Origin of the sequence: Pseudomonas sp. S04 (assembly GCF_009834545.1) — a bacterium.
Lineage (GTDB): Bacteria > Pseudomonadota > Gammaproteobacteria > Pseudomonadales > Pseudomonadaceae > Aquipseudomonas.
This window is the reverse complement of record NZ_CP019427.1, coordinates 415056-438338: the sequence shown is the minus strand read 5'-3', so window position 1 is coordinate 438338 and position 23283 is coordinate 415056. Positions and strand designations below refer to the sequence as shown.

Here is a 23283-nt window from a genome sequence, read left to right as displayed (position 1 = left end):
CTGTTTGCCAGCATGGGACTAATGCTTTCATAAGCCTTGCAAGGAGCTCCGGTATGAAAACAAACACCCCCCATGTATCGACATCACCAAGAGCCACCTCTGTCGATACGGTCGATCTGTCAAAGATCTGCGAGTTCAGCGGGCGCACCGTCAGCGCGCACCTGCGCCACCCTGGCCGCATTGACCCTGTCAGCCATGTTTTCACCATCATCCCCAATGTCGACACCGAATCTCTGCTCTGTCACGCCAGTGAAACCCTCGCCTCCCTGGATGCCATGAGCAGCGACCTGGCCTACGAACTGGAAGGCTCGCGCCGCAATGTAGCGTTGGCCATAAATCAACTGGCCGTGTTGGGTGAGTTACTGGTAAATCGGGTTCTGGACAACTTGGAACGGTCCGATGGAATACCTGAGGCTGTGCCTAAAAATTCCAGTTACAAGTGATCGGCTTCTTTACCCAATGGAGGTTTTGTCATGGATCGATATATGCCTGTCACCGGCATCGAGTGCACCATTGCATCGCTGCTGATCGACACTGAAGCACCACTAGACGTTTTGCACGAAATAGCCGCCTACCGCATCCGTACTGCAACTCAGCTGTTGGAAGGTTTCGCGTCTAGCGAGGGCGTTTACAGTGAACTGGCGCGAGTACTAGTGACTTCATTGCGCGATGGATGTGATTTGTTGGATGTCATCGGGCGACGATTACAGTTGCAGGTTTCGGCTTAGTACAGAACAAGGGCGGGCTCACGGAGATCGCCCACTGCCTCAACTTTCGCGGCGCCGACTTCGGCTTCCGCGAGCTGATGTGAGATTGCCGCTCCCTGCGATATCGCCGCCTAAGCCTCATCGACCTTGCGCGTCAGTAGCTCGACAAACGCCTTGGCCATCGGTGACTTCTGGTCCTTGCGCTGTACCAGCCATACCGCCGACATGGCCAGGGGATCGAGTAGCGGTCGGTAGACCACGCCGTCGATGCGCATCCGCTGGTAGGACGCCGGCAGTACCGAGACTCCCAGCCCCGCCGCTACCAGGCCGATGATGGTCATGGCCTCGCCGGCTTCCTGGGCAAAGTGCGGGCTGAAGCCGGCGTCGCGTGCCAGGCTCAGCAGTTGCGCGTAGAGGCCGCTGCCGTAGCTGCGCGGAAAGAACACGAACGGTTCATGGGCCAGCGCCGACAGAAACAGGCCCTCCTCACTGCCCACCGATAACGGGTCCTTGGCACTGAGTACCGCCACCAGCGGCTCGCGGGTCAGCTCGACCACCTCCAGCGAGTCCGGCAGCGGCAACGGCCGCATGATGCCGACCTGGATCGACTCGTCCACCAGTGCATCGGCGACCTGGGTGCTGCTCATTTCCCGCAGGTTCAGGTGCACGGCCGGGAAGCGCTGGCGAAAGGCAAAGATGGCTTGGGGGATGGTTGAGTTGAACGGCGCCGATGAGGTGAAGCCGATCTTCAACTCCCCCAGCTCGCCGAGTTGAGCGCGGCGCGCCACATCGGCGGCTTTGTCGACCTGGGCCAGTACCAGCCGCGCCTCTTCGAGGAATAGCCGGCCAGCTTCGCTGAGTTCGACCCGACGATTGGTACGCTCGAACAGACGCGCCCCGACCTCTTGTTCCAGCACCTGGATCTGCTGGCTCAGTGGCGGTTGGGAGATGCCCAACACCTGTGCCGCGCGGCCGAAATGCAGTTCTTCGGCGACGGCGATGAAGTAGCGCAGATGGCGCAATTCCATGAAAACTCCATTAGGTCGTAAAACCTCTTAAACAGGTCGAACAATATATTGGATAGAAACATTAGCCAGCTATATGCTTTTTTCATTGCCTGCCCGGCCGTGCACTCCCGAGGTCCCCCGTGAAAACTGCTGTTGCGCCACTCGCCCATGATCTTCCGCCTGCCGCACAGGCCCCCGGGGTCGCCCAACTGCATGAGGTGTACATCGAAAAAGGTACGCCGATGTTCCTGCGCACGGTGCTCGCGCTGTTCAGCGGCGGCTTCGCCACCTTTGCCTTGCTGTACTGCGTGCAGCCGATGATGCCGCTGTTTTCCCATGAGTTCTCGATCAATGCCGCGCAGAGCAGCCTGATTCTCTCGGTGTCCACCGGCATGCTCGCCATCGGCCTGTTGATCACCGGCCCCCTGTCCGACCGCATCGGCCGCAAACCGGTGATGGTCGCAGCGTTGTTCGCCGCCGCGCTGTGCACCCTGGGCAGCGCCCTGATGCCGACCTGGGAGGGCATCCTGCTGATGCGCGCGCTGACCGGCCTGGCCCTGAGCGGCCTGGCGGCGGTGGCGATGACCTACCTCAGTGAAGAGATCCATCCACAGCACATCGGCCTGGCAATGGGCCTGTACATCGGCGGCAACGCCATTGGCGGCATGTGCGGCCGACTGATAGTCGGGGTGCTGATCGACTTCGTCAGCTGGCACACGGCGATGCTGGTGATTGGCGGGCTGGCGCTGATCGCCGCGGCGGTGTTCTGGAAGATCCTCCCCGAATCGCGCAACTTCCGCGCGCGCTCGCTGCACCCACGCAGCTTGCTCGATGGCTTCACCATGCATTTTCGCGACGCCGGCCTGCCGCTGCTGTTCCTCGAAGCCTTTGTGCTGATGGGCGCCTTCGTCACGCTGTTCAACTACATCGGCTATCGCCTGCTGGCCGCGCCGTACCACATGGACCAGGCCTTGGTCGGGCTGCTGTCGGTGGTGTACCTGTCGGGCATCTACAGTTCGGCGAAGATCGGCTCCCTGGCCGATCGCCTGGGTCGGCGCAAGGTGCTCTGGGGCACCATCGTGCTGATGCTTGGCGGGTTGGCCGTGACCATGCTCAGCCCGTTGCCACTGGTGATCGTCGGCATGCTGATCTTCACCTTCGGCTTCTTCGGCGCACACTCGGTGGCCAGCAGCTGGATCGGCCGCCGCGCCACCAAGGCCAAGGGCCAGGCATCGTCGCTGTACCTGTTCAGCTACTACGCCGGGGGAAGCATCGCCGGTACGGTGGGCGGCGTGTTCTGGCACCAGGGCGGCTGGAACGGGATCGGGTTGTTCATCGGCACGCTGCTGGTGATTGCGCTGCTGGTCGCGTTGAAGCTGGCGAAGTTGCCGACCCTGGCGGAGAGCGCCAAGCCCTGACGCAAAAAAGGGCCGCATGCCGGCCCTTGGGGAAAAACTCGGTCTTAATTGAGGATTTCCACCCGATCGACATCGATCTCACGCTTGAGCAAGCCCTTTTCCACTTCACCGGTCAGCTTGACCCGGGTTTTGTCGTTGAAGGCGACCGCAGGTAGATCCTCATCATCGATCTCAACGGTGACCGTACCGCTGGAATCCTTGAACTCGTATTTGTCGTCGTTGTTCAGCTTCTTCACCACAAAACCCTGCAGGACGACTGGCGTGTCGTCAGCCGCTTCGTTGGCCGCGGCCACCGTGGTGATGGGCTCGGCACCCGGCCCGGTGTAACCGGCAGCCAGGACCGCGGTGCTGAACAGGGGGGCAACGAGCAGAACGAGGTAGCGTGCTTTCATGGCGATGATTCCATCTGGATTTCGATGGACCCAGCGTAAACAGGCTCGCTGAATTGAAACTTAATCTGCGCGCAAAAAAATGCCCGGCAAGCGCCGGGCGTTTTTTATCGGGTCATGATCACTCGTGATACTGCGCCGACAACTCGTGCACCGCGCGCAGGAAGGCACCGGCGTGTTCCGGATCGACTTCCGGGGTGATGCCGTGGCCGAGGTTGAACACGTGGCCGCTGCCTTTGCCGTAGCTGGCGAGGATTCGCCCGACTTCGCTGCGGATTGCTTCTGGCTTGGCGTACAGCACGGTCGGGTCCATGTTGCCTTGCAGGGCTACCTTGCTGCCGACGCGGTCACGGGCGCTGCCGATATCGCAGGTCCAGTCCAGGCCCAATGCATCAGCGCCAGTGTCGGCGATGCTTTCCAGCCACAGGCCGCCGCTCTTGGTGAACAGGATCACTGGCACTTTACGGCCTTCGTGCTCACGGATCAGGCCGTTGACGATCTTGCGCATGTAGGCCAGGGAGAACTCCTGGTACGCCGCCGCCGACAGGGCGCCACCCCAGCTGTCGAAGATCTGCACTGCTTGTGCGCCGGCCATGATCTGCCCGTTGAGGTAGCTGGTGACCGTCTGCGCGAGCTTGTCCAGCAGCAGGTGCAGGGCTTGCGGGTTGTCATAGAGCATGGTTTTGGTCTTGCGGTAGTCTTTCGACGAGCCGCCTTCAACCATGTAGGTGGCCAGGGTCCAGGGGCTGCCGGCAAAGCCGATCAGCGGCACGCGGCCGTTGAGCTCGCGGCGGATGGTGCTGACTGCGTCCATCACGTAGCCGAGGTCTTTGTGCGGATCAGGAATCGGCAGGGCTTCGATGTCGGCCAGGGTGCTGACGACTTTCTTGAAGCGCGGACCTTCGCCGGTTTCGAAGTACAGGCCTTGGCCCATGGCATCGGGGATGGTCAGGATGTCGGAGAACAGGATCGCCGCATCCAGCTGCGGATAGCGATCGAGCGGCTGCATGGTGACTTCGCACGCGAACTCCGGGTTCATGCACAGGCTCATGAAGTCGCCGGCCTTGGCGCGGCTGGCACGGTATTCAGGCAGGTAGCGACCGGCCTGACGCATCATCCACACGGGCGTGACGTCTACGGGTTGCTTGAGCAGGGCACGAAGGAAACGGTCGTTCTTCAGGGCAGTCATGTCGGCATCCGGAAAAAAAGTGCGGGCATTTTCTCAGAGCCGGACGCAAAAGGCACGGTTGCAGGTCAGCCTTTTGTCTATCGGGTCAATTTGTCGCAATGAAATGCAGTTTTTGCAGCACCACAAAACACTGTGGGAGCTGGCTTGCCAGCTCCCACAGGTATTGCGTTGCAGTTTCGAACGGGGTTTACACGCCCAGGTAATCCAGGATCCCTTCGGCGGCATTGCGGCCTTCGAAGATCGCCGTCACTACCAGGTCGGAACCGCGCACCATGTCGCCACCGGCGAAGATTTTCGGGTTGCTGGTCTGGTGCTTGAACTTGCCTTGCTCCGGGGCCACGACGCGGCCCTGGCTGTCGGTCTGGATGTCGAACTGCTCGAACCAACTGGCCGGGCTTGGACGGAAACCAAAGGCGATGACCACGGCGTCGGCCGGGATGATCTCTTCGGAGCCCGGAATCGGCTCGGGGCTGCGGCGGCCACGGGCGTCCGGCTCACCGAGACGGGTCTCGACTACCTTCACGCCTTCGACCCGGTCTTCGCCGACAATGGCGATCGGCTGGCGGTTGTAGAGGAATTTCACCCCTTCTTCCTTGGCGTTCTTCACCTCTTTGCGCGAGCCTGGCATGTTCGCCTCATCACGACGATAGGCACAGGTCACCGACTTGGCGCCCTGGCGAATCGAGGTGCGGTTGCAGTCCATCGCCGTATCACCGCCGCCGAGAACCACGACCTTCTTGCCTTTCATGTCGACGAAATCTTCCGGCGACTTTTCAAAGCCCAGGTTACGGTTGACGTTGGCGATCAGGAAGTCCAGTGCGTCGTAGACGCCCGGCAGGTCCTCACCAGCAAAGCCGCCCTTCATGTAGGTGTAGGTGCCCATGCCCATGAACACCGCATCGTATTCTTCGAGCAACTGCTCGATGGTCACGTCCTTGCCCACCTCGGTGTTGAGGCGGAACTCGATGCCCATGCCGGTGAAGACTTCGCGGCGATTGCTCAGTACGGTCTTTTCCAGCTTGAACTCGGGGATGCCGAAGGTCAGCAGACCGCCGATTTCCGGGTTCTTGTCGAACACCACCGGGGTCACCCCGCCGCGCACCAGCACGTCGGCACAACCCAGGCCCGCCGGGCCCGCACCGATCACCGCGACACGTTTGCCGGTCGGCTTGACCTTGGACATGTCCGGGCGCCAGCCCATGGCGAACGCGGTGTCGGTGATGTACTTCTCCACCGAGCCGATGGTGACCGCGCCGAAGCCGTCATTAAGGGTGCAGGCACCCTCGCACAGACGGTCTTGCGGGCACACCCGGCCGCAGACTTCCGGCAAGGTGTTGGTCTGGTGCGACAGTTCGGCGGCGGCGAGGATGTTGCCCTCGGCCACCAGCTTGAGCCAGTTGGGAATGAAGTTGTGCACCGGGCACTTCCATTCGCAATACGGGTTACCGCAACCCAGGCAGCGGTGGGCCTGGTCGGCCGACTGCTGGGGTTTGAAGGGTTCGTAGATTTCCACGAACTCTTTCTTGCGTTGACGCAACAGTTTCTTCTTCGGATCCTTGCGCCCGACCTCGATGAACTGGAAGTCATTATTCAGACGTTCAGCCATGTTAAAACCTCATCAAACTCTTCAGGCGCATATCACTGCGGGTTGGCACGAGTGCTGGAAAGCAACGTTTTCAAGCTGGCAGCCTTAGGCTTGACCAACCAGAAACGGCGCAGGTAATCATCGAGGTTCTCGGCGAGCTCACGACCCCACTCGCTGTCGGTTTCCTCGACGTACTCGTTCAGCACGCGCTGCAAATGGCTACGGTAGGCTTCCATCGCCTCGCCGCTGATCCGCTGGATTTCCACCAGTTCATGGTTGACCCGGTCAACGAAGGTGTTGTCCTGGTCGAGCACATAGGCGAAACCACCGGTCATGCCTGAGCCGAAGTTGTAACCGGTCTTGCCCAGGACGCAGACAAAACCACCGGTCATGTATTCGCAGCAGTGATCGCCAGTGCCTTCGACCACGGTGTGGGCACCGGAGTTACGCACCGCAAAACGCTCGCCCGCGGTACCGGCGGCAAACAGCTTGCCGCCCGTGGCGCCGTACAGGCAGGTGTTGCCGATAATGGCGCTGTCCTGCGTCCTGTAGAGGCTGCCCTTGGGCGGAACGATAACCAGCTTGCCGCCGGTCATGCCCTTGCCCACGTAGTCGTTGGCATCGCCTTCCAGGTACATGTTCAGGCCGCCGGCGTTCCATACGCCAAAGCTCTGCCCGGCAGTACCTTTGAAGCGGAAGGTGATCGGCGCATTGGCCATGCCCTGGTTACCGTGCTTACGCGCGATTTCACCGGAGATCCGCGCACCGATCGAACGGTCGCAGTTGCAGATGTCCAGGTTAAATTCGGCGCCGCTCAGGTCGTTGATGGCCGAGGTGGCCAGGTCGACCATTTTCTCGGCCAGCAGGCCCTTGTCGAACGGAGGGTTGCGCTCGACCTGGCAGAACTGTGGTTTGTCTGCCGGGATGTGATCGCTGCCCAGCAACGGTGTCAGGTCCAGGTGTTGCTGCTTGGCGGTCTGGCCTTCGAGGATGTCCAGCAGGTCGGTCCGCCCGATCAGCTCTTCGAGGGAGCGCACGCCCAGCTTGGCCAGCCACTCACGGGTTTCTTCGGCGACGTAGGTGAAGAAGTTCACCACCATGTCGACGGTACCGATGTAGTGATCCTTGCGCAGCTTCTCGTTCTGGGTCGCCACGCCGGTGGCGCAGTTGTTCAGGTGGCAGATGCGCAGGTATTTGCAGCCCAGGGCAATCATTGGCGCGGTGCCGAAACCGAAGCTTTCAGCGCCGAGGATGGCCGCCTTGATCACGTCGAGGCCGGTTTTCAGGCCACCGTCGGTCTGCACCCGAACCTTGCCGCGCAGGTCGTTGCCGCGCAGGGTCTGGTGGGTTTCCGCCAGTCCCAGTTCCCATGGAGCGCCGGCGTACTTGATCGAGGTCAGCGGCGAAGCACCGGTGCCGCCGTCGTAGCCGGAGATGGTGATCAGGTCGGCATAGGCCTTGGCCACACCGGCGGCAATGGTGCCGACGCCAGCTTCTGCCACCAGTTTCACCGAGACCAGGGCCTTGGGGTTGACTTGCTTGAGGTCGAAAATCAGCTGCGACAAATCTTCGATCGAGTAGATGTCGTGGTGCGGCGGAGGCGAGATCAGGGTCACGCCTGGCACTGCGTAACGCAGCTTGGCGATCAGGCCGTTGACCTTGCCGCCCGGCAGTTGCCCGCCTTCGCCTGGCTTGGCGCCCTGGGCCACCTTGATCTGCAGCACTTCGGCGTTGACCAGGTATTCCGGGGTCACACCAAAACGGCCAGTGGCGACTTGCTTGATTTTCGAGCTCTTGATGGTGCCGTAGCGTGCCGGGTCTTCGCCGCCTTCGCCGGAGTTGGAACGCGCACCCAGGCGGTTCATGGCTTCGGCCAGGGCTTCGTGGGCTTCCGGCGACAGCGCGCCGAGCGAGATACCGGCGGAGTCGAAGCGTTTGAGCACCGATTCCAGCGGTTCGATCTCGCTGATGTCCAGCGGCGTCTCGAGGGTCTTGACCTTGAACAGGTCGCGGATCATCGACACCGGGCGGTTATCCACCAGCGCCGTGTATTCCTTGAACTTGGCGTAGTCACCCTGCTGCACAGCGGCTTGCAGGGTGTTGACCACGTCCGGGTTGTAGGCGTGATATTCGCCACCGTGGACGAACTTCAGCAGGCCGCCCTGCTGGATCGGCTTGCGCGGGCTCCAGGCTTCGGCAGCCAGGGCCTTCTGCTCGGCTTCGATGTCGACGAAACGCGCGCCCTTGATCCGGCTCGGTACGCCACGAAAGCTCAAGTCGCAGACTTCCTGGGACAGGCCGATGGCTTCGAACAACTGCGCACCACGGTAGGACGCAATGGTGGAGATGCCCATCTTCGACAGGATCTTCAGCAGGCCCTTGGTGATGCCTTTGCGGTAGTTTTTGAACACCTCATAGAGGTCGCCCAGCACTTCGCCGGTGCGGATCAGGTCGCCCAGCACTTCATAGGCCAGGAACGGATAGACCGCCGAAGCGCCGAACCCGATCAGTACCGCGAAGTGGTGCGGATCGCGCGCAGTGGCGGTCTCGACCAGGATGTTGGAGTCGCAGCGCAGGCCTTTTTCGGTCAGGCGGTGGTGCACCGCGCCGGTAGCCAGCGAAGCGTGGATCGGCAACTTGCCCGGGGCAATATGACGGTCGCTCAGCACGATCTGGGTGCGACCGGCGCGCACGGCTTCTTCAGCCTGGTCAGCGACATTGCGCACTGCGGCTTCGAGGCCAAGGCTCTCGTCGTAGTTGAGGTCGATGATCTGGCGTTCGAAGCCCGGGCGATCGAGGTTCATCAGCGAGCGCCACTTGGCCGGGGAAATCACCGGCGAGCTGAGGATCACGCGTGAAGCGTGTTCCGGCGACTCCTGGAAGATGTTGCGCTCGGCACCGAGGCAGATCTCCAGCGACATGACGATGGCTTCACGCAGCGGGTCGATCGGCGGGTTGGTAACCTGGGCGAACTGCTGGCGGAAATAGTCGTACGGCGTGCGCACGCGCTGGGACAGCACGGCCATCGGCGTATCGTCGCCCATCGAACCAACAGCTTCGTAGCCCTGCTCACCCAGTGGACGCAGTACCTGGTCACGCTCTTCGAACGTCACCTGGTACATCTTCATGTACTGCTTGAGCTGGTCGACGTCGTAGAAAGCCGAACCGTGGTCGTTGTCTTCCATGGTCGCCTGGATGCGCAGGGCATTCTTGCGCAGCCATTGCTTGTACGGATGACGGGACTTCAAGCGGTTGTCGATGGCGTCGGTGTCGAGGATCTGCCCGGTCTCGGTGTCCACGGCAAAGATCTGGCCCGGACCCACGCGGCCCTTGGCGATCACATCTTGCGGCTGGTAGTTCCAGACGCCGATTTCCGAGGCCAGGGTGATGAAGCCGTTCTTGGTAGTGACCCAGCGCGCCGGACGCAGACCGTTACGGTCAAGCAGGCACACCGCGTAGCGACCGTCGGTCATGACCACGCCAGCCGGACCGTCCCACGGCTCCATGTGCATCGAGTTGTACTCGTAGAACGCACGCAGGTCCGGGTCCATGGTCTCGACGTTCTGCCACGCTGGCGGAATGATCATCCGCACGCCACGGAACAGGTCGATGCCACCGGTGACCATCAGCTCCAGCATGTTGTCCATGCTCGAGGAGTCCGAACCCACGCGGTTGACCAGCGGGCCGAGCTCTTCCAGGTCCATCAGGTCGTTGCTGAACTTGGTGCGACGGGCCACGGCCCAGTTGCGGTTGCCGGTGATGGTGTTGATCTCGCCGTTGTGCGCCAGGAAGCGGAACGGTTGGGCCAACGGCCATTTCGGCAGGGTGTTGGTGGAGAAGCGCTGGTGGAACACGCAGATCGCGGTTTGCAGGCGCTGGTCACTCAGGTCCGGATAGAAGGCGGTGAGGTCCGCCGGCATCATCAGGCCTTTGTAAATGATGGTCTTGTGGGAAAAGCTGCAGATGTAGTGGTCGGTGTCGGCGGCGTTGGCCACGGACGAACGACGACGGGAGCTGAACAGCTTGATTGCCATGTCCTGATCGCTCAGGCCATCGCCGGCGATGAACACCTGTTCGATCTGCGGCAGACGCTCCAGGGCCAGGCGGCCAAGGACGCTGGTATCGATCGGCACTTTGCGCCAGCCGACCAACTGCAGGCCTTCGGCGAGGATCTCGCGGTTCATGTTCTCGCGCGCGGCCTCGGCTTTAACCGGGTCCTGATTGAAGAACACCATGCCCACTGCATATTGCTTGGGCAATGCTACGCCGAAGGTTTCCTGGGCGATTGCCCGCAGGAACACATCCGGTTTCTGAATAAGCAGACCGCAACCGTCACCGGTCTTGCCGTCGGCGTTGATCCCACCGCGGTGGGTCATGCAGGTCAGGGCCTCGATGGCCGTTTGCAAAAGGGTATGACTGGGTTCGCCCTGCATATGGGCTATCAGGCCGAAACCGCAGTTATCCTTGAATTCATCTGGTTGGTACAGACCTGCTTTCATAGACACTTTCTCACCAGGCTGCCTCTTATCGAGACAAATTTCTTTTCAATTCAACCACTTACCTTCCGCGCCGAACGTACGCCAGCTTTGCGGGGGCAAAAGGGAGGTCATTGTACACACCGACACAGAGGCTCACAAATTTGACGACGAAATGTCGCAAATCTATGTCGCATTTATGAAAGGTTTAAAGCGATCTACTGTGCTAGTCAAAACTTTTTTTAATTCTGACCGCAACGACTCAAAGACTACTGTGACGCAGACACCACAATGCACGCGGCCTGAGGGCAGCATGCCTTGCAGAAATTTTGAGGTGCCGGGAGAGGCGGCCTGGGTAAGGCCGCCGAATCTTCAGCGAGCTGTTGCCAGTTCTTGTTGGACGCTGGCGACAGAGCGAGGCCAAGGTTTACCAGCCTGAACCTTCGCTGGCAAGGCCTTGATGGCGGATACAGCGGCATCGCGGTTGGCGAAGTTACCGTAGGTGATGACGTAAAGCGGCTTGCCGTTGAGAACTTTCTTGAAATAACGGTACTCGCCGCCCTGCTCCTTGACGAAGCTCTGGGCCGAGGCTTCCGAGCTGGTGCCGAGGATTTGTACCACGTAGTTACCCGGCTTCTGACCGGCATACCAGGTGCCACCGGCTGCCGGCGCTGCCTTGGCGACAGTGGCTGGCTTCTCTACTGGCTTGGTCACCGGCGCTGGCTTGACCACAGGCGCGGGTGCCGGCTTGGCCACTGGGGCCGGGGCAGGCTTGGCCGTCGCGACCTGGGTTGGCGCAGGCACCGGCTTGGCCGCGGGCGTCGGCGCAGGACCGGCAGGCACGCCGCTTGGCGGAGCAATGGTGGTTACGGTCGGCGGAACACTGCTGGAGCCTTCGAGCGGCACGCCATCATCGCCCTCGGTGATGCCACCGGCAGCTTCAGCCAAAGGACCGCGCATCACCGGCTGCGACTGGCCGACCAACGGCAAGGGCATTGGCTGGGTATTGCCGGCGAATTCGACCGACGGCGCACCGCCGTTGGCACCCTGACCCAGGGGTAACTGCGCCTGCTCGTTGGCTGGAGCCCCGGTGGTTGGTGTCTTGTTGCGACCTGGCAGCAACCAGGCGGCAGCCACCGCGACCACGACTACGGCGGATATCGCCAATACGTGTTTCTTCGGCATGTTGAACCCCATACTTGGACGCTTGACCGCGGAGCGGCTAGCAATCATGGCTTCGATCATCGCATCGCGGGCAACCTGGTTGATGTTTCCAGGCCAGCCGTCGGAGCTTTCGTGAATCTCAGAGATCTGATTAGCGGTAAAAAGTTCGATTCCCCTGCCCGCACCCTCAAGACGCTGGGCCAGGTATTCGCGGGTTTCTTCTTCCGCGTAGGGCTGCAGCTCGATCACGTGGAAGCGCTCTTCCTCGGTGCTCAACTGCTCAAGCCCGGCGATCAGCGAAGGCTCGCCAAACAGGAACACATGCGGGCGGCCTTCCGGGGCGCCAGCAGCCAAGGCCAGCAAAGCCTCAAGCGCCGATTCGTCGAGCTGCTCGGCATCATCCACCAGCAGATAGACTTCCTGGCCGGTCAGCGCCAGTTGCACCACTTGCTTGAGGATCGCACCGACTTCCGCCTGGGCGACATCCAGGGACTGGGCTACCTGACGCAGCACACCCGCTGCGTCGCCGGCACCACGGGCGGAAACCACCACGCTCTGCACCGACTGTTTGTTGGTGCTGGCCACCAGCGCCTGACGCAACAGGGTCTTGCCACTGCCCAGCGGGCCAGTGACCACCAGCAACAACTGGCTGTAGCGGGCCAGGTGATGCAGTTGCCCCAGCACCGGTTTGCGCTGGGCAGGGAAAAACTTGAAGCCAGGCACCCGCGGAGCAAAGGGGTCGTGGTTCAACTGGTAGTGGCCTAGGAACGCCTCGTCGGCATGCAAACTGGTCATTGTGATCTTATTAACCTTTCAGCTGAGCCAGGGCACGGTAATCCGCTCCCAGCGTTGCCTGTAAAATCTCTTTCGGATAATCGTCGGTCACGACTGCCTCGCCCATGCGGCGCAGCAGCACCAGGCGCAGACGTCCGTCGATTACTTTCTTGTCGATTGCCATGTGTTCGAGAAAATCGGCTTCGCTCATCTCTGGCGGCGGGATCACCGGCAACCCGGCGCGCAGGAACAGGGCAATGCCCCGGTCACGCTCCTTGGGAGTGATCCAGCCCAGGCGCGAGGACATCTCCAGGGCCATTACGGTGCCAGCAGCGACCGCCTCACCATGTAGCCACACACCATAGCCCATGTGGGTTTCGATGGCGTGACCGAAGGTATGTCCCAGGTTGAGAGTGGCGCGCACGCCGGTCTCACGCTCGTCGGCACCGACCACCGCGGCCTTGGCTGCACAGGAGCGCGCGATCGCATAGGTCAGGGCGTCCTGGTCCAGAGCCCGCAGGCGGTCAACGTTTTCTTCGAGCCAGGTGAGGAACGGCTCGTCGCAGATCAAACCGTACTTGATGACTTCGGCCAGGCCCGCGGACAGCTCGCGCTCCGGCAGCGTATTAAGGGTGGCGGTATCGATCAGCACCACGTTGGGCTGATAGAAGGCGCCGACCATGTTCTTGCCCAGCGGATGGTTGATACCGGTCTTGCCGCCCACCGAGGAGTCGACTTGCGACAACAGGGTGGTCGGTACCTGGATGAAGTCCACGCCCCGCTGGTAACAGGCGGCAGCGAACCCGGCCATGTCGCCAATCACTCCGCCGCCCAGGGCGATCACGGTGGTGCGGCGGTCATGGCGCGCGGTCAGCAGGCCGTCGAATATGCTTTGCAGGGTTTCCCAGTTCTTGAAGGCTTCGCCGTCGGGCAGTACCACGGAAATGACCGAGAACTGCGCCAGGCTGCGGGTCAAGCGCTCCAGATACAGCGGGGCAACGGTCTCGTTGGAGATGATTGCCACCTGCCGTCCGGCGATGTGTGGCGCCAGCAACTCGGGCTGATCCAGCAACCCTTCGCCAATATGGATCGGGTAGCTACGCTCGCCTAGATCAACCTTAAGTGTCTGCATGTGTCCCCACAGTAAGTTGGAATCAGGCGTCCTGTCTTATGTTATCGACTGGCCACGTCTGCCTGTGTGACGTGGCGTGCTAGCCATGCGCCACACCCGACGGCCGCCATGGCGCGACGCCGAGGATAGCGCATTTCGCCCTGCGGATTAACGGGGAGGTAGCTGCTGCAAGCGTTCCAGAATATCCAGCACCACCATCCGCGGCGGCCGCTCATCGGTTTGCACCACCAGGTCGGCGATTTCCCGATACAGCGGATCGCGCAGGGCCAGCAAGTCACGCAGGGTTTTTGCCGGATCAGCGGTACGCAGCAAGGGACGATTGCGGTCGCGCGCGGTGCGCCCGACCTGCTGCTCGACCGAGGCGTGCAAGTAGACCACGCGACCGCCGGCGTGCAGCGCCCGACGATTGGCTTCGCGCATGACCGCACCACCGCCGGTCGCCAGCACCACGCCATCGAGCTCACAGAGCTCGGCGATCATCGCCTGCTCGCGATCACGAAAGCCGGGTTCGCCTTCCTTATCGAAGATCCACGGGATATTGGCGCCTGTGCGCAATTCAATTTCCTTATCGGAATCCTTGAACGGCAGACGCAGCTCTTTGGCCAGCAAGCGGCCGATGGTGCTTTTACCCGCACCCATTGGCCCAACAAGAATCAAATTTCGCACAGAATCAATGACTCACAGCAATCGCCTGGTTATTCATGATACGCGGAGTGAGAAATACCAGCAGCTCGGATTTTTTCTCCGACACCACGTCACGCCGGAAAAGGCGGCCAAGATACGGCACATCACCAAGAAATGGCACCTTATCTACAACCTTGCTTTGAGTATTTGAGAAAACCCCGCCTATCACGATAGTTTCCCCATCGACCACCAGCACCTTGGCATTGACCTCGTTTTTCTTGATCGGCGGCACATCCTGCACCTTGTTCAGGTAATCGGGCTCGTCCTTGGTGACCTTGACCTGCATGATGATGCGATTGTCCGGGGTGATCTGCGGCGTCACCTCCAGCGACAGCGAAGCCTCCTTGAACGACACCGAGGTGGCGCCGCTGGAGCTGCTCTCCTGATAAGGAATTTCGGTGCCCTTGAGGATCTTCGCGGTCTCCTTGTCGGCAGTCACCACCTTGGGTTGCGAGACGACTTCGCCGTTGCCGGTTTTCTCCATGGCCGACAGTTCAAGGTCGAGCAGCAGGTTATCGGTAATGAATGCAATGCCCAGCCCCGAGGTAGCACCCGCTGCCCCCATATCGACAAATGGCGCGCTGCCCGAGCTGAGCAGAGCCGCTCCATCGCCGCCAACCCCGGAGGCACTCCAGTTGCCCCGGCCCATCGCACCACCCCAGCGCACGCCCAGACTCTTGTCGTAATCGACATTGGCCTCGACGATCCGCGCCTCGATCATCACCTGGCGTACCGGCACATCCAGTTGCGTGACGATCCGTCGTAGCTCGTCCATTCGATCCTGGGTCTGGAAGGCGATGATGTTGTTGGTCCGCTCATCCACCGTCAGCGTGCCTCGCTCGTCGAGTCGGTCCTGGGCATTGGTCACTGACTGGAACAGCCGGGCTATTTCAGTGGCCTTGGCGTAATTGACCTGCAACAGCTCACGCCGCAGTGGGGCGAGTTCGGCCAGTTGCCGCTGCGACTCCAGCGTCTGCCGCTCACGGGCGGCAATTTCCTGCGCCGGGGCGACCAGCAGGACGTTGCCAGCCCGACGCTGGTCCAGGCCCTTGGTCTTGAGTACCAGGTCCAGCGCCTGGTCCCAGGGCACGTTATCCAGGCGTAGCGTGATGCTGCCCTGCACCGAGTCGCTGGCCACCAGATTGAGGCCAGTGAAGTCGGCGATCAGTTGCAGCACCGAACGCACTTCGATGTCCTGGAAATTCAACGACAACCTTTCGCCACTGTAGGCATGACGCTCGGCGCGCTGATCACCGGGCGGCGCGACAATATCCAGCGCCCTGGAGTTGGCCAACAACCCCGGTGACAGCAGCGCAATCCATAGCGCCACACCGAGGGTCGAAAAAATCCTGTACATGGTTAGAGCTCCACTAGGAGTGCGTGTTCAAGGAAAGGCTGCGTAGTCGTTCCAGCCAGGCGCCCTGGCCGTCGGGCACCAGCTCGACCACCTCGACCCGGGTCTCGCTGACCGATACCACTCGGCCTTCATTGCGCCCGAGGTAGTCACCCACCTTGAGCCGATGCACCGCACCCGCACCGCGCAGCAGGGCATACGCCCCCGAGGTACCGACCATGGTGCCGACCATTTCGAACTGCTCGATACCGAAGCGCTCGAGGTGCTGGCGGGGCCGCAGTCGATCCGGCTCACCCCTTGGCTCGCCTCGCACCAGCCCCTCCTCGCCCGTCGTGACCTGCGGCGAGAACGGACTGCGCAGCGACGCCGCGCCGTAACTGAACACCGGGTACGACGCCCACGTCGGCACGGCTTCGAGAGGGCCGGGCAATTCAAGGCGCGCTTCATCCATGAAGGTGTCCAGATCACTGAAATCGCGCTCACCACCACAGCCAGCCAGACCACCGAGCAACAACGCCAACCACCCGCAACGCACCGTGTTCATGGTTGCTGCCCGCTGTCGGCGGAGCGATAGGTTCTTGCCAGGATGTTCATGCGCAGCGTCGGACCCTCGCTGGAATCCAGCGGGCGAATGCTGAAGTCGTGCAGCGTGACGATCCGCGGTAAGGCCGAGACAGCGCTGACGAACGCCGCCAGGTCATGGTAGGCACCCGTCGCGCTGATCTGGATTGGCAGCTCGACGTAGAACGGCTGGTTGACCTCGGGCAACAACTTGATCTCTTCCAGCTCCAGACCACTGCCCGAGCCTGCACGACTGATGTCCTCCAGCAACCCCGGCATCTCAGTGTCGCCGGGCAGTTGTCGCAACAGCGTGGCGAAGGCGCTTTGCATAGTCCTCATCTGTTCGAGGTAAGGCTGTAAATGGGCCGCCTGATGCGCCTTGCTCACAAATACCTGCTTGAGCTCGTCCTCCCCGGCACGGGCAAGTACTAGCCGCGCCTGCAGGTCGCGCAAATAAAAGCTGTAGCCCAGGACCAACAGCAGCACCATCAACAGCACGCCCAGCAGGGCTTTGCCCAGCGCCGGCCAGGTCGCCATGTTGTGCATGTCCAGGCCATCGAGGGTCAACCATGGCAGCCGCCTCATGCCTCCAAGCCTGCTTGCGCCTGAGCCACGGTCAAGCGAAAAACACTGGTCGAGCCCTCGTCGCCAGCGCTTGCTGTTTTAACCTCCTCCAGCACAGGAACAGCCAGGCCACCCGCGGCCGCAAGGCTACGCAGGAGCTGCGAAACCTGGGCATTGGATTCGGCCACACCGCCGATCGACAGCGTCTTGCCGACCCTCCCCAACTCGGTGAAATACACACCATCGGTCAGCGCGCGGGTCAATTGATCGAAGAGCCTGACACTGGCCGGCCGATTACCTTGCAGGCCCTGAATGATCTGCAACCGCGCCAGCAACTGCTCGCGCCGGGCTTGTAGATCGCTGATCTGGCTGATCCGCTCATCCAGGCTGGCAATGCGGGCACCAAGGTAGGCGTTGCGCGAAGCTTGCTGCTCGATGGCGCGGTCAAGGATGCGCTCGCCCAGCACGATGAGGCCGGTCGCAACTACGGCGATACCGACCAACTGCCACAAGAAATGTTGGTGCCGCGCCTCGCGCTGCTTTTCACGCCATGGCAGAAGATTGATCCTGGCCATCAGTCAAAGCTCCTTAACGCCAGACCGCACGCGACCATCAACCCGGGCGCATTGTGGGCGAGCGCCGCAGCATCGACCGCACTGCCCAAGGCCATGCCGGCAAAAGGATTGGCCAGCCGGGTCGGGATGCCCAGATGCTGTTCGAGCAGGCGATCCAGCCCGGCCACCGCGCAGGCCCCTGCGGCCAGCAGGATATGCTCGACTGCGCCGTGCTGGCCCAAGGCGAAAAACTCCTGCAATGAGCGCGATAGCTGTTGCGCCAATACCTCAGCATCGCGAGACAGGTCCAGCCCACCCGGCTGCGTCGCCACTCCTGCCGGTTCGAGAGCAAACCCGTAGCTCGGCTCACTGGCCTGGTTCAGTTGGTGCGCACCCAGCAGTTGTTCGCGGGCATACAGGATCTGGCCAGCGCTTATCACACTTAAAGTCGACAGACCGTTGCCAATCTCGACCAGCGCCACTAGCGACTGCGCCTGGGCACCGTCCGGCGGCGTTGCCAGCAGATCCACGCAACGCGCCAGCGCATGCGCCTGGATATCCACCACCCGCGCCGTCAGCCCAGCCAGTTCCAGCGCGGCCTCAAGCAACTCGACATGATCCTTGCGACAGGCCGCCAGCAACACCTCGACCTGCCCCGGATTGTGCCGCGAGATTCCCTGGACCTGGAAATCCAGGGCCATGTCATCGAGGGGATAGGGAATGTACTGGTCCGCGTCCAGCTTCAACTGGCTTTCCAGGTCGTCGTTCGTCATTCCCGCTGGCATTTCCAGGGTCTTGGTGATGACCGCCGATCCGGAAACCGCCACTGCTACATTGCGCACCCGGGTCCCGGCTTTCAGCCATGCGCGGGCCAATGCCTGCCCCACGACCTCCACTTGAACAATGGCGGCCTCCACCACTGCATTCGCCGGCAACGGCTCTATTGCGTAGGTCTCGAGCCGATAACACGCGCCTGAGCGGCTTAATTCGACCAGCCTGACCGAGGCGGCGTCGATGTCGATACCCAAGAGGGTTCTAGGTTTTTTCCTGAAGAGTCGTGGCACAGTCAATTCCCTATGACTTTCCGTGAGTTACGCGTGCTTTGCCGGCCTTGCAGGCAATCGCAACGTCTTGACAGCGTGGCCAAATGCGCTTTAAGCGGAAAAATGCTTATAATGCCCAGCGTTTTTTTCCGCTTTCTTCAAGCGCAGGCCGCTCCTTGTTTTCCCTGAATGCCCTGACGCCAAATTCATTCTTTGCCCTGGATATCCAAAAGCCTTGATTCGTCTGCTGAAATTTTTCGGGTGGTCCATCGTCGCTGTTTTCTGCGGACTGCTGCTGGGTCTGAGCGGGGCGTTTCTTTACCTTAGTCCCGGACTGCCGTCAGTGGAGGCACTGCGAAGTATCCAGTTGCAGATTCCTTTGCGGGTCTACAGCAGCGACGGCAAACTGATCGCCGAATTCGGCGAGATGCGCCGCAATCCCATACGTTTCGCCGACATTCCGCCCAATTTCATTAATGCGTTACTAAGTGCTGAAGACGACAACTTCGCCAATCACTACGGCGTCGATCCGAGCAGCCTGATGCGTGCCGCCACGCAGTTGGTAAAAAGCGGACACATCCAGTCCGGCGGCAGCACCATCACCATGCAGGTAGCGAAGAACTTCTTCCTGACCAGCGAACGCAGCTTCTCGCGCAAGACCACCGAGATCCTCCTGGCCCTGCAAATCGAGCGTCAGTTGACCAAGGACGAGATCCTCGAGCTCTACGTCAACAAGATCTACCTGGGTAACCGCGCCTACGGCATCGAGGCGGCGGCGCAGGTGTATTACGGCAAGTCGATCCGCGACGTCAGCCTGGCGCAGATGGCGATGATTGCCGGCCTGCCCAAGGCCCCTTCGCGCTTCAACCCGCTGGCCAACCCGGCGCGCAGCAAGGAACGTCGCGACTGGATCCTGGGACGCATGTACAAGCTCGGCAAAATCGACGAGGCGGCGTACCAAGCTGCGGTCAATGAGCCGCTCAATGCCAGCTACCACGTGCCGACTCCGGAAGTGAACGCCCCCTACATCGCCGAAATGGCCCGCGCCGAAATGGTCGGACGCTACGGCAGCGACGCCTACACCGAAGGCTTCCGGGTCACCACGACCGTGCCGAGCAACCTTCAGGAAATGGCCAACACTGCCGTGCATGAAGGCCTCATCACCTACGACCAGCGTCACGGCTACCGCGGCCCCGAATCCCGCCTTCCAGGCAAGACGCCCGACGCCTGGGCCAGCGAGCTGACCAAGCAGCGCACCATCAGCAGCCTTGAGCCGGCCATCGTCACCGAGGTCGACAAGAATGGCTTGCAGGTGCTGACCCGCACCGGCGCAGAGCACGTGGCCTGGGACAGCATGAAATGGGCCCGGCCATTCCTCAACACCAACAGCATGGGGCCTAATCCGCGCCAACCGTCCGATGTGGCCCAGGTCGGCGACCTGATCCGCGTCCAGCGCCAGCCCGACAACAGCCTGCATTTCAAACAAATTCCGGTCGCCCAAGGCGCACTGGTGTCCCTGGACCCGCAAAACGGTGCGATCCGCGCCCTGGTCGGTGGCTTTGCCTTCGAGCAGAGCAACTACAACCGCGCCATGCAGGCCAAGCGCCAGCCAGGCTCGAGCTTCAAGCCATTCGTCTACAGTGCGGCGCTGGATAGCGGCTACACCGCAGCGACCCTGGTCAATGATGCGCCGATCGTGTTCGTCGACGAGTACCTGGACAAGGTCTGGCGCCCGAAGAACGACACCAACACCTTCCTCGGCCCGATCCGCATGCGCGAAGCTCTGTACAAGTCGCGCAACCTGGTCTCGATCCGCCTGCTGCAAGCGATGGGCGTCAGCAAGACCATCGATTACATCAGCCGCTTCGGCTTCAACAAGCAGGACCTGCCGCCAAACCTGTCGCTGGCACTGGGCACCGCAACCCTGACGCCCATGGAGATCGCCACCGGCTGGAGCACGTTCGCCAACGGCGGCTACAAGATCACCCCGTACATCATCGACAAGATCGAAAGCCGCAATGGCGACACGCTGTTCGTCGCCAACCCGCCGAGCGTGCCCAAGGGCGATATCGCCAGCAACGGTATCGCCGCGCCGACCGGCGAGACCTTTACTGTCGACGCCATCCCAGGCGAAGCCCCGGCCGCACCAGCACCCGAGCAGGCACCGGCGATCGCCGAACGTATCGTCGACCCGCGCACCACCTACATCCTCAACAGCATGCTGGAAGACGTGATCAAGCGCGGCACCGGCCGTCGCGCCCTGGCCCTGGGTCGTAGCGACCTCGCGGGCAAGACCGGTACCACCAACGAGTCCAAGGACGCCTGGTTCTCCGGTTACAACGCCGACTACGTGACCACTGTCTGGACCGGTTTCGACCAGCCGGAAAGTCTCGGCCGGCGCGAGTTCGGCGGCACCGTCGCGCTGCCGATCTGGATGAGCTACATGGGCGCCGCCCTCAAGGACAAGCCGCCACACACCCAGCCAGAGCCCGAGGGCATCCTCAGCCTGCGGGTAGACCCGGTCAGCGGTCGCGCCGCCTCCCCAGGCACGCCAGGCGCCTACTTCGAACTGTTCAAGGCCGAAGACACGCCTCCGACCGGCAGCGAGCTGGGCAACGGCAGCGCCCCGGGCAGCCCACTGCCGGCAGACGAAGTGGCGCCAATCGACTTGTTCTGATGCCACACCATTGAAAAAGCCCCGCCTTCGACACAAGTGCGGGGCTTTTTTTGCGCCGGATCCTGGTGCGCGCAAGGCTTGAGAGACCCTGCGCCATAGCGCTCCCGACAAGCCCGCGCCCACAACGCAAAAAGCCCCGACTCGCAGGAGCCGGGGCTTTGTGTTGAAGCGCTAAACGGGCTTAGCCGTTGAACACATCATCCACGCTTTTCAGCGGGTAGTTCTTCGGATACGGCAGGGTTGCTACGCCGGTCTCGATGGCGGCCTTGGCCACGGCATCGGAGATCACGGTGATCAGGCGGGCATCCATTGGTTTCGGGATGATGTACTCACGACCGAATTCCAGCTTGATGCCGCCGTAGGCGTCGCACACTTCCTGTGGCACAGGCAGCTTGGCCAGTTCACGCAGGGCGTTGGCAGCGGCTACTTTCATTTCTTCGTTGATGCGCTTGGCGCGAACGTCCAGGGCACCACGGAAGATGAACGGGAAGCCCAGTACGTTGTTGACCTGGTTCGGGTAGTCCGAACGACCAGTGGCCATGATCACGTCGTCACGGGTGGCGTGCGCCAGTTCCGGGGCGATCTCTGGATCAGGGTTGGAGCAGGCGAACACGATCGGGTTGGCCGCCATGGACTTCAGGCCTTCAGCGCTCAACAGGTTCGGGCCGGACAGGCCAACGAACACGTCTGCGCCTTGCAGGGCGTCAGCCAGGGTGCGCTTGTCGGTCGCGTGAGCGAAGACTGCCTTGTACTGGTTCAGGTCGTCACGGCCGGAGTGGATCACGCCGGTACGGTCGACCATGTAGATGTTTTCGATGTTGGCGCCCATGCTCACCAGCAATTTCATGCAGGAGATGGCCGCAGCGCCTGCACCCAGGCAAACGATCTTGGCATCGGCAAGGGTCTTGCCAGCGATTTCCAGGGCATTGATCATGCCGGCCGCGGTTACGATCGCGGTGCCGTGCTGGTCATCGTGGAACACCGGAATATCGCACTGCTCGATCAGAGCACGTTCGATCTCAAAGCACTCAGGGGCCTTGATGTCTTCCAGGTTGATGCCACCGAAGGTGATGGAGATGCGCTTGACGGTGTCGATGAAGGCTTGCGGGCTCTCGGAGTCGACTTCGATGTCGAATACGTCGATACCAGCGAAACGCTTGAACAGTACACCCTTGCCTTCCATGACTGGCTTGGAAGCCAATGGGCCGAGGTTACCCAGGCCGAGAATCGCGGTGCCATCGGAAATCACTGCAACCAGGTTGCCTTTACCGGTGTACTTGTAGGCCAGTTCAGGATCGCGGGCGATTTCGCGAACTGGTTCGGCTACGCCGGGGCTGTAGGCCAGCGACAGGTCGCGAGCGGTAGCGGTGGCCTTGGTGAGCTCGACACTCAGCTTCCCTGGACGAGGATGGGCATGATATTCGAGAGCGGCAGTTTTCAGATCAGACATGGGGGCATTCCGCTTTTTACTGTTGGACAGACTGGTCAGCGAGGATACGCGCCTGGCAAAGTCCCCACAAGACTGACCAGTCACCCCTGTCAAGCGCCCCGCCCTACGACTTTGGGCCAAGAGCCACGGAACACAAGGGCTCAACTGTTCACAATCGCCATAAAAAATGTCTACAATTATTTATCCAAGCCTGCCCGCAAGTGACTGGGCAGCACCACAACAGGCTCTCTTCAGGCCCCGCGACAAATCCCGGGCATAAAAAAAGGCGTCCACCAGGGACGCCTTTTTCATCAATCTGCAAAAGCCGCAATGGCCTTCCAGGCTGATTGGCCTTAGGCCTTTTTCGCGCCGAAAGCACCGAAGCGATCTGCGAAGCGCTGTACACGGCCGCCAGTATCCAGAGTCTTCTGCTTACCGGTGTAGAACGGGTGGCACTCGTTGCATACGTCGATCGCCAGAGGCTTGGCCAGGTTCGAACGAGTTTCGAACTTGTTGCCACAGCTGCAGGTAACTGCGGTGATTTCGTATGTTGGATGGATATCGGCTTTCATGGTGA

The 23283-nt window shown here is 61.4% G+C and carries 18 protein-coding genes and 1 pseudogene; 4 read left to right on the top strand and 15 right to left on the bottom strand.

Annotation, left to right across the window (positions count from 1 at the left end; translation table 11 throughout):
• Positions 1-53: 53 nt before the first annotated feature.
• Positions 54-443 (top strand): DUF6124 family protein, encoded by a 390-nt coding sequence (locus PspS04_RS01870; protein ID WP_159993284.1) that lies wholly within the window; start codon positions 54-56, stop codon positions 441-443.
• 30 nt (positions 444-473) lie between these two features.
• On the top strand, positions 474-728 hold the full coding sequence (locus tag PspS04_RS01865) for a hypothetical protein (RefSeq protein WP_159993282.1): 255 nt from the start codon (positions 474-476) through the stop codon (positions 726-728).
• A gap of 110 nt (positions 729-838) precedes the next feature.
• Here the strand turns inward: PspS04_RS01865 and PspS04_RS01860 are convergent, their stop codons facing one another.
• Positions 839-1735, bottom strand: a complete 897-nt coding sequence (locus tag PspS04_RS01860) for a LysR family transcriptional regulator (protein ID WP_095167227.1) — start codon at positions 1733-1735, stop codon at positions 839-841.
• A gap of 119 nt (positions 1736-1854) precedes the next feature.
• Between PspS04_RS01860 and PspS04_RS01855 the strand changes: the two genes are divergently transcribed.
• On the top strand, positions 1855-3132 hold the full coding sequence (locus PspS04_RS01855; protein ID WP_095167229.1) for an MFS transporter: 1278 nt from the start codon (positions 1855-1857) through the stop codon (positions 3130-3132).
• A 44-nt stretch (positions 3133-3176) separates the two neighbouring features.
• Here the strand turns inward: PspS04_RS01855 and PspS04_RS01850 are convergent, their stop codons facing one another.
• The 12 genes and pseudogenes from PspS04_RS01850 to pilM all read right to left on the bottom strand — a co-directional run bounded on the left by PspS04_RS01850 (position 3177) and on the right by pilM (position 18621).
• Positions 3177-3524 (bottom strand): YgiW/YdeI family stress tolerance OB fold protein, encoded by a 348-nt coding sequence (locus PspS04_RS01850; RefSeq protein WP_159993280.1) that lies wholly within the window; start codon positions 3522-3524, stop codon positions 3177-3179.
• A gap of 118 nt (positions 3525-3642) precedes the next feature.
• Positions 3643-4710: a uroporphyrinogen decarboxylase gene (gene hemE / locus PspS04_RS01845; RefSeq protein ID WP_095167233.1), complete on the bottom strand. Its 1068-nt coding sequence runs from the start codon at positions 4708-4710 to the stop codon at positions 3643-3645.
• Positions 4711-4897: 187 nt separating this feature from the next.
• Complete coding sequence (locus PspS04_RS01840; protein WP_095167235.1) at positions 4898-6316, bottom strand: FAD-dependent oxidoreductase; 1419 nt, start codon at positions 6314-6316, stop codon at positions 4898-4900.
• Positions 6317-6348: 32 nt separating this feature from the next.
• Positions 6349-10794, bottom strand: a complete 4446-nt coding sequence (gene gltB, locus PspS04_RS01835) for a glutamate synthase large subunit (RefSeq protein ID WP_095167237.1) — start codon at positions 10792-10794, stop codon at positions 6349-6351.
• 348 nt (positions 10795-11142) lie between these two features.
• Positions 11143-12729: an SPOR domain-containing protein gene (locus PspS04_RS01830; RefSeq protein ID WP_095167239.1), complete on the bottom strand. Its 1587-nt coding sequence runs from the start codon at positions 12727-12729 to the stop codon at positions 11143-11145.
• Between the two features lie 10 nt (positions 12730-12739).
• Positions 12740-13840, bottom strand: coding sequence for a 3-dehydroquinate synthase (gene aroB / locus PspS04_RS01825; protein ID WP_159993278.1), 1101 nt, complete (start codon positions 13838-13840; stop codon positions 12740-12742).
• Positions 13841-13987: 147 nt separating this feature from the next.
• On the bottom strand, positions 13988-14506 hold the full coding sequence (aroK, locus tag PspS04_RS01820) for a shikimate kinase AroK (RefSeq protein WP_095167243.1): 519 nt from the start codon (positions 14504-14506) through the stop codon (positions 13988-13990).
• A 4-nt stretch (positions 14507-14510) separates the two neighbouring features.
• Positions 14511-15755: pseudogene (locus tag PspS04_RS01815) on the bottom strand (type IV pilus secretin PilQ); the annotation flags it as partial.
• A gap of 139 nt (positions 15756-15894) precedes the next feature.
• Positions 15895-16422, bottom strand: a complete 528-nt coding sequence (locus PspS04_RS01810) for a pilus assembly protein PilP (protein ID WP_159993274.1) — start codon at positions 16420-16422, stop codon at positions 15895-15897.
• Positions 16419-17024, bottom strand: a complete 606-nt coding sequence (locus PspS04_RS01805; protein ID WP_159993272.1) for a type 4a pilus biogenesis protein PilO — start codon at positions 17022-17024, stop codon at positions 16419-16421. The genes PspS04_RS01810 and PspS04_RS01805 overlap by 4 nt, the downstream gene beginning before the upstream one ends.
• Positions 17021-17578, bottom strand: a complete 558-nt coding sequence (locus tag PspS04_RS01800) for a PilN domain-containing protein (RefSeq protein WP_159993270.1) — start codon at positions 17576-17578, stop codon at positions 17021-17023. Before PspS04_RS01800 ends, PspS04_RS01805 begins: the two co-directional genes overlap by 4 nt.
• Positions 17578-18621, bottom strand: a complete 1044-nt coding sequence (pilM, locus tag PspS04_RS01795; protein WP_159993268.1) for a type IV pilus assembly protein PilM — start codon at positions 18619-18621, stop codon at positions 17578-17580. Before pilM ends, PspS04_RS01800 begins: the two co-directional genes overlap by 1 nt.
• A gap of 217 nt (positions 18622-18838) precedes the next feature.
• On the opposite strand from pilM, the gene PspS04_RS01790 reads away from it, so the two are divergent.
• A complete protein-coding gene (locus PspS04_RS01790; RefSeq protein WP_442966637.1) occupies positions 18839-21277 on the top strand; it encodes a penicillin-binding protein 1A in 2439 nt (812 codons plus the stop codon).
• Between the two features lie 181 nt (positions 21278-21458).
• On the opposite strand, the gene PspS04_RS01785 is transcribed toward PspS04_RS01790, so the two are convergent.
• Positions 21459-22727, bottom strand: coding sequence for a malic enzyme-like NAD(P)-binding protein (locus tag PspS04_RS01785; RefSeq protein WP_159993264.1), 1269 nt, complete (start codon positions 22725-22727; stop codon positions 21459-21461).
• Between the two features lie 332 nt (positions 22728-23059).
• Positions 23060-23278, bottom strand: a complete 219-nt coding sequence (rpmE, locus tag PspS04_RS01780) for a 50S ribosomal protein L31 (protein ID WP_095167258.1) — start codon at positions 23276-23278, stop codon at positions 23060-23062.
• Positions 23279-23283 lie beyond the last annotated feature (5 nt).